Source organism: Longimicrobium sp., assembly GCF_036554565.1.
Classification (GTDB): Bacteria; Gemmatimonadota; Gemmatimonadetes; order Longimicrobiales; family Longimicrobiaceae; genus Longimicrobium.
Window position 1 is genome coordinate 1 of record NZ_DATBNB010000511.1, and the last position, 3,022, is coordinate 3,022.

Below are 3,022 nucleotides of genomic sequence, written 5' to 3' on the forward strand. Positions count from 1 at the left end.
CTGCGCGTGGCCGGTGGCCGTGTGGTGCGGGTGCAGGGCGTTGACGATGTTCTCCATGAAGGCGCCGCCGTAGCAGCTTTCCCGCACCATGGCGTCGCTCGCCTGGTCGCACGCCTCCAGCGCCATGGGCAGATGGTTCCGGTGCACCGTCACCAGCCCGTGCCCCAGGCCATGCGCGCACTGGAAGTACAGGAACGGCTTGTCGGCGTGCGGCGCGCAGAGGCCGTCCAGCACCGCCCGGCCGATGGCCTGGCCCCGGGCGCCGAGGTCCAGGAAGTAGCCCTGGACCACGCCGTGATAGCACCCCGACATCTGCGACGCGGGGCAGCCCGCGAACGTCTGCGCCACGGTTTCGGGCGATCGATACGCGGAGATGCCCAGCCCGTGCGCCAGCGAATGGGCGAGCCCCTTTACCACGGGCTCCCTGCCGGCCAGCGTGTCCAGCACCTCCATGCTCTTGCCGATCCCCGCCTGGTCGATCAACGAGACCAATGCACGCTCCACGCAGGGCCCCGCGCCGCCGGACGCGCGCCGGCACCCCTGCCACGCCCACGAGGCGATCTCGGGCGCGGGCGACTGGGCCGTCCACTCGCGCGCCTCCAGCGCCGCCGCCGGCTGGGGCGCGGCGGATGGGCGCACGGGCTGGCAGGCGGCCGCCAGGGCCAGCGCGCAGGCGGCCATCGCCGCGCGAACGGAGCCTCGGTGCATGGTGGGGGTCATGGTGGACAGGGGTGGATGATTCGGAGAGCGGCCCCGGGCATTCCGCCCGGGGCCGCTCTCGAGCGTCAGACCGGGGCCGCGGTCCCCACGAGGGATTCCAGCTCCTCGGCCCGGTGCTCCGCCGTGTGCTCGGCGACGATGCGGGCGCGGGCGGCGAGGCCGATGGCGCGGCGGTCGTCGTCGTGCGTATCGGCCAGAATGTGGACGACTTCCTCCGTGGTGGAGGGAAGCAGGATCTCCTTCCCCGGCGTGAGGAAGTGGTCGATCCCCGGCCAGCGGTCGCTGATGATGGCGGCGCCGCAGGCCGCGGCCTCGAACAGGCGGACCGACGGCGACCAGCCCGCGGCCACCATGTCGGCGCGGGTGGCGTTCAGCTGCCAGCGCGCGCTGCTGTAGAACACGGGGTGCAGCGAGGGCGGCAGGTGCGGGTTGTGGAGCACGTTCCCCGGCCACGCGGTATCAGCCGGGTACTGCGGGCCCGCGACGTAGAACTTGCGATCGGGCATCCGCCGCGCCGGCTCCAGCAGATAGCGCTCGAGCACCGGCTGCCGGTCGGGCGCGTAGGTGCCCATGTACGCCAGGTCGCTCACCAGCAGGGGATCGATCTCCGTGGGATGGTAGCGATCCACATCCACCGAGCAGTACAGCGGCCTCGCCTCGCGCGCGCCCAGCTCGCGCTCCAGCACCTCGTGCAGGAAGGGACCGCCGGTGAACGACAGGTAGCGGGTGAACAGCGGCACCTGGTCGGGGCGCAGGTACTCGGTGCCGCCCTTCCGCAGCGCGGCGACGGTCACCGGCGTGTCGATGTCGTAAAAGAACAGCGGGTCCACGCCGGCCTCGGCCAAGGCGTCGATCACCCGCGGCCCGTCCTTGACGTACGAGCCGACGATCACCGCGTCCGCCTCCTTCGCCTCGGCGATGGCGGGCGGGGCGACGGCGTTCCATTCCTCGTACAGCTTCAGGTCCACGAAGCCGGGGCGCGCCAGGTCGCGGTTGCCGCTGTACCAGGGCGCATCCCACTCGTAGAAGCTGATCTCGTGGCCGCGCTCGCTGAAGGCGCGGAGCAGGGCCCGGTACGTGGTCGCGTGACCGTTGCCCCAGCTGGACGAGATGGTCAGGCCGAATACGACCAGCTTCATACGGCGCTCCCCACCGGCGCGCGCAGGATGGCATCCATCTGCAGCGCCCGCTGTGCGTAGGTGTGGTCCGCCAGCGCGCGGCGGCGCCCCGCCTGGCCGATACGCCGGGCGTCGTCATCCGACGTTTCGCGGACGATGCGCGCCACGTCCTCGGCGCTGGCGGCCACCAGGATCTCGTCGCCGGGCGCGAAGAAGTCCTCGATGCCCTTCCACTCGTCCGTCACCTGGCAGCTCGCCGCGCCCGCCGCCTCGAACATGCGCGTGGCGGGCGACCAGCCGTTCTGCACCATGCTGTCGCGGTGGATGTTCAGCACCAGCCGCGCCGACGCATTCACCGTATTGTGCCGCGCCGTGGGCACGTGGCCCAGCGAGGTGACGTTGGCCGGCATCTCCTGCTTCCATCCCCATCCCTCGCCGCCCAGCAGGAACTTGTGCTCCGGGCAGAGCGCGGCGGCGCGGAAGAAGAACTCCTGTACGCGCGATTCCCGGTCCGGCAGGCGGTTGCCCATGAACAGGATGTCGTACTCCACCTCCACGCCCTCCACCGGCCGGTGCTCGTCGGGATCCAGCGCGTTGTAGATGGGCGTGCAGGCGCGAGCGCCCCAGCTCTCGTATTCGTCGACGACGGGCGGTCCGCCGCCGTAGGTGAACACGTGGTCGTAGCGGGGGATGCAGGCGCGGAACGGGTCCGCCTCGTCCGCGGCGATGCGGCTGAGCGTCGCGGGCGCGTCCACGTCCAGGAACGCCGTCATCACCGTGCCGCCGGAGCGCGCGGCGACCGCCTCCTCCAGCTCCGCGTCCCACACGCCGACGCCGCTGCACTTGATCACCCAGTCGCTCTCGGCGAACCCCTGCTCGATCAGCGCGTCGCGCTCCGCTTCCGTCGAGTAGACGATCACCCGGGCGTAGGGCGGATCGTCCTTGAGATCGCGGTTCTTCTGGCGATCGTACGCGTCCGGCTCGCAGAAGGTGACCTGGTGCCCCAGCCCGTGCAGCGCGCGGATCAGCCCGCGATAGTAGGTAGCGGCGCCGTTCCAGTACGAAGAGACCAGGGACGAGCCGAAGAAGGTCAGGTGCATGCCGCCTCCGTGGTGGCGAGGGTGCCCGCGGCCCCGGCGCTCGCCAGTTCGCCGACGATGTCCAGCAGCTGGGCCGCGCGGTGG

At 71.5% G+C, this 3,022-nt stretch carries 3 protein-coding genes; all 3 read right to left on the reverse strand.

Going from position 1 to position 3,022, the window contains the following annotated elements; genetic code table 11:
* On the reverse strand, nucleotides 1-720 hold a 720-nt coding region (locus VIB55_RS14050; protein ID WP_331877282.1), incomplete at its 3' end, for a hypothetical protein.
* A 65-nt stretch (nucleotides 721-785) separates the two neighbouring features.
* Nucleotides 786-1,859 carry a CgeB family protein gene (locus tag VIB55_RS14055; protein WP_331877283.1) on the reverse strand — a complete coding sequence of 358 codons (1,074 nt, stop codon included), beginning with the start codon at nucleotides 1,857-1,859 and terminating at the stop codon, nucleotides 786-788.
* Nucleotides 1,856-2,938 (reverse strand): CgeB family protein, encoded by a 1,083-nt coding sequence (locus VIB55_RS14060; protein ID WP_331877284.1) that lies wholly within the window; start codon nucleotides 2,936-2,938, stop codon nucleotides 1,856-1,858. Before VIB55_RS14060 ends, VIB55_RS14055 begins: the two co-directional genes overlap by 4 nt.
* Between the last annotated feature and the right edge of the window lie 84 nt (nucleotides 2,939-3,022).